Raw genomic sequence first — 4,471 nt, forward strand, 5'->3', positions numbered from 1 at the left:
TCCATCCATAAGTGACAGCCGAAGCCGCCTTTCAATTTCGAACCATGCAGTTCAAAATGTTATCCGGTATTAGCCCCGGTTTCCCGGAGTTATCCCAGTCTTATGGGCAGGTTACCCACGTGTTACTCACCCGTCCGCCGCTAACTTCTTGAGAGCAAGCTCTCAATCCATTCGCTCGACTTGCATGTATTAGGCACGCCGCCAGCGTTCATCCTGAGCCAGGATCAAACTCTCCAATAAAGTTAGTTTGTCTAGCATCTAAAAATAAAAATTGACGTTTCACGTTGTTTGTTTCGTTCAGTTTTCAAAGAACTTGTCCGCCGCTTCAGAAGCGACTTCATCATATTAACATCTTCATTTTTCGATGTCAACTAAGTTTATAAATTTCTTTTTTGTCGTTTTCTGCGTTTCCGCATCAGCGACGTTTATTAATATACCATCATGATTTTTAAATAACAAGTGTTTTTTATAAAAAACACAAAAAAATTATCTATCCTACTTTCTTCTATAGAAAGAATTATTATCCTTCCTACTAAAAATAGTTATTCTGATTGTATACTACTACACTTCATTCAACCAAATTGCATTTCACAATACCTTCCCAGGTTTTCATTCTCTTCTATATTAAAGTTTATAATAATTATCCTTCTATAGAATAACGATATAACTTAGCCGTAAGAAAAAATCCCATCCACATTAAACAATTCCAATGCAAATATAAACTTAAGAATATTATTAGAATTTTTTTACATTTAATTAATGAAAAATATCCATTTTTTGTTATATAGTAAGAAAGGATGTACTCAACTATAAATAAACCAATGGAGGAATTATTTTATGGATAGGTTAACAAAGTTTTCATTAAAAAACCGAGCTGCCATTATCATCATGATTTTTCTCATTTCCATACTCGGTGTTTATTCCGGCTCTAAATTACCTATGGAATTTTTACCAAGTATCGACAATCCAGCAATTACCGTCACAACCTTATCTCAAGGACTCGACGCTGAAACGATGACAAAGGATGTAACTGATCCTCTCGAAAAACAATTTCGCAATTTAGAACACATCGACACCATTACTTCTTCTACATACGAGGGATTATCACGTATCGACATTGCGTATACATCAAAAGCAAACATGAAAGATGCAGCACGCGAAGTCGAAAAAGCCGTCAATACAATTAAATTACCTAAAGATGTAACCAAGCCCGTAGTTAGTCAACTAAACACTTCTATGATTCCACTCGCCCAAATTACTATCCAGAAACAAAACGGGTTTTCAAAAGCAGATGAAAAACAAATTGAAAAAGAAATCGTACCACAACTCGAAAACATTGATGGTGTTGCTAATGTTATGTTTTTCGGAAAATCCACCTCTGAATTATCTATCGTACTTGATCCGAACCAATTAAAAAACAAAAACGTAACATCACAGCAGGTACTCACTGTTTTACAAGGAAAAGAAACTTCTACTCCAGCTGGGGCAATTACTGTTAATCAGGAAGAATACAACCTCCGCGTCATTGGGGACATAAAAAATGTAAATGACATTAAAAACATCACTGTGGCACCCCAAGTGAAATTGCAAGACATTGCTCAAATTGAAATTAAACAACACTACGATACAATCTCACATATAAACGGAGAAGAAGGCACAGGATTAATCATCATGAAAGAACCACGTAAAAATGCAGTTGCCATTGGAAAAGAGATTGATAAAAAAGTTAAAGAGATAGATAAGGAATATAAAGATCAATTTTCTATTAAACTTTTGGCTTCAACCCATGAACAAGTTGAAAATGCTGTTACTAGCATGGGAAAAGAAGTAATACTTGGAGCAATCGCTGCAACTCTAATTATCTTAATCTTTTTACGTAACTTCCGAACAACACTCATCGCTGTTGTCAGTATTCCATTATCTATTTTATTAACACTCTTTTTACTACATCAATCTAACATCACACTTAACATTTTAACCCTTGGTGGTTTAGCTGTTGCGGTTGGACGTCTCGTCGATGATAGTATCGTTGTCATCGAGAATATTTTCCGCCGTTTACAAAAAGATTCTTTCTCTAAAAATATTATTCTTGATGCAACGAAAGAAGTCGCCGTCGCAATTACTTCTTCTACTTTAACAACGGTCGCTGTTTTTTTACCTATCGGCCTCGTATCAGGAGCAATCGGAAAATTAATGTTACCTATGGTATTAGCAGTTGTATATTCTATTCTATCATCCTTAATCGTTGCACTCACAGTCGTTCCACTTATGGCTTTTTTACTACTCAAAAAAACAAAGCATCGAAAGTCAAGTTCTTCATCACGATATGTCGCTACGTTAAAGTGGTCTCTTTCTCATAAATTCATTATTCTACTTACTGCATTTTTATTATTTGCAGGATCGATTGCAGTCTATATATTACTACCGAAAGCAAACATAAAATCTGAGGATGACACAATGTTATCTATTAACATGACATTTCCAGCCGATTATAATGCTGAAGCTCAAAAACAAAAAGCATTCGATTTCGAAAAGAAATTACTTTCTAATTCATATGTAACAGACGTTATTTTACGAATGGGATCTAGCGCAGAAGATGCACAATGGGGGCAAACAACTAAAAATAACCTTGCTAGTATATTTGTAGTCTTTAAAAAAGGTTCTGATATTGATCAATATATTAAAGAGCTAAAAAAGGAAAATAAAACTTTTGAGCCTGCTGAACTTGATTATATAAAAACAAGTTATTCAAGCTCTGGCGGCGGCAACAACTTACAATTTAACGTAACAGCTACTAACGAAGCGGATTTAAAAGAGGCGGCTACTATCGTCGAAACAAAACTAAAAAGCATGGATGATCTTTCTAAAGTAAAAACGAATTTAGAAGACTCTAAGAAAGAATGGCAAATTCATATTGATCAAACAAAGGCTGAACAACTAGGTTTAACACCAGAAATAGCTGCGCAACAAGTATCATTCCTTATGAAGAAATCACCTATTGGCGAAATTACAATTAATAATGAAAAAACTACTATTATGATAGAACATAAAAAGGAAAACATTACTAAACAAGAAGATATTTTAAATACAAACATACTATCACCTACTAATGGACCAATTCCTTTAAAAGACATCGCAACTATTTCAGAAAAACAAACGCAAACAGAAATTTTCCATAAAGACGGAAAAGAAACAATTCAAATTACCGCCGAAGCTTCAAATGAAGATTTGAGTAAAGTAAACACAGCAGTAAATAAAGCGATAACTGACTTAGATTTACCTAGCGGTTCAAAAGTAAATATCGCAGGAGCTACTGAATCTATGCAAGAGAATTTTACAGATTTATTCAAAATTATGGGGATTGCAATCGGGATTGTATATTTAATTATGGTTATCACCTTCGGGCAAGCACGCGCTCCTTTTGCAATCCTATTCTCCTTACCGTTAGCTGCTGTCGGTGGTATTTTAGGATTAATCATTTCACGAACACCTGTTGATGTAAATTCCTTGATTGGCGCATTAATGTTAATCGGGATTGTCGTTACAAACGCTATTGTATTAATAGAAAGAGTCCAACAAAATCGGGAACACGGAATGGAAACTAGAGAAGCCTTACTTGAAGCAGGTTCTACTAGACTACGCCCAATTATTATGACAGCTATTACAACAATCGTTGCTATGCTCCCGCTCCTATTTGGCCAATCCCAAGCAGGAAGTATGGTATCAAAAAGTTTAGCCGTCGTTGTCATCGGCGGTTTGGCAGTCTCGACTGTTCTTACATTAGTAGTCGTTCCAGTTATGTATGAACTATTAGATAAAATCGGGAGAAAAAGACGCTCCCGTAGGAAAATAAGCACTTCTACAGAAACACCTGATATTTAAAAACAAAAGACGTTATCTTCACAAATGAAGATAACGTCTTTTCTCTACTTAGTCATATAATCCATCATTTTTTCCACATATTGCTCTATAGGCTTACTAGAATCCACAATAAGGTATTCATTATTTAAAGGTCTTTGACTACCATTTAACCACTTTTCAAAACCTACTTCCGACTCCACCTTTTCAATTTGACTGATCATACGCTTACGTGTTTGCAGTCTCCTATTAATCTCTTCTATATCATTAAGATAACACTCAATATATTTATATTTCACACCATGTTTAGTTGATAATTTGTAACTACTCAGCCACCTTTTGGTGTCTTTTTTTAATTTTACTAGTTTCATATGCCTCCCATTTGTAAATACTGAGTATATCAAACAGGGGGGTGAATAGGATGGTCGATCGAAAAATCATTTTAGATGCATATAAAAAAGGACCTGAAGCTGTTATTTCTTTATTTGAAGAAACATTCTCTAAGTTAGAAAAACGGATTCAAGAACTAGAACATGCTTCAAAAAAAAACTCTACAAATAGTCATAAACCACCTTCTACAGATGGTTTGCGTAAACCTGTTACAAAAAGTTTG

2 protein-coding genes, 1 rRNA gene and 1 pseudogene are annotated in these 4,471 nt (G+C 34.7%); 2 read left to right on the forward strand and 2 right to left on the reverse strand.

Features of this window, described 5'->3' with window-relative positions:
* A 16S ribosomal RNA gene (locus tag ATL10_RS30245) occupies nucleotides 1–240 on the reverse strand; the annotation flags it as partial.
* 597 nt (nucleotides 241–837) lie between these two features.
* On the opposite strand from ATL10_RS30245, the gene ATL10_RS30255 reads away from it, so the two are divergent.
* On the forward strand, nucleotides 838–3,882 hold the full coding sequence (locus ATL10_RS30255; protein WP_110498304.1) for an efflux RND transporter permease subunit: 3,045 nt from the start codon (nucleotides 838–840) through the stop codon (nucleotides 3,880–3,882).
* 44 nt (nucleotides 3,883–3,926) lie between these two features.
* On the opposite strand, the pseudogene ATL10_RS30260 reads toward ATL10_RS30255, so the two are convergent.
* A pseudogene (locus ATL10_RS30260) lies at nucleotides 3,927–4,178 on the reverse strand (AAA family ATPase); the annotation flags it as partial.
* A gap of 101 nt (nucleotides 4,179–4,279) precedes the next feature.
* Between ATL10_RS30260 and ATL10_RS30265 the strand changes: the two are divergent.
* Nucleotides 4,280–4,471: DUF6444 domain-containing protein (locus ATL10_RS30265; RefSeq protein ID WP_258375847.1), on the forward strand; the 192-nt coding region annotated here is incomplete at its 3' end.

Source organism: Bacillus sp. 196mf (assembly GCF_003217275.1).
Classification (GTDB): Bacteria; Bacillota; Bacilli; order Bacillales; family Bacillaceae_G; genus Bacillus_A; species Bacillus_A thuringiensis_S.

Bases quoted from the DNA above. Each gene is read 5' to 3' on its own strand.
- ATL10_RS30255 (WP_110498304.1), top strand. From the start codon at position 838: ATGGATAGGTTAACAAAGTTTTCATTAAAAAACCGAGCTGCCATTATC.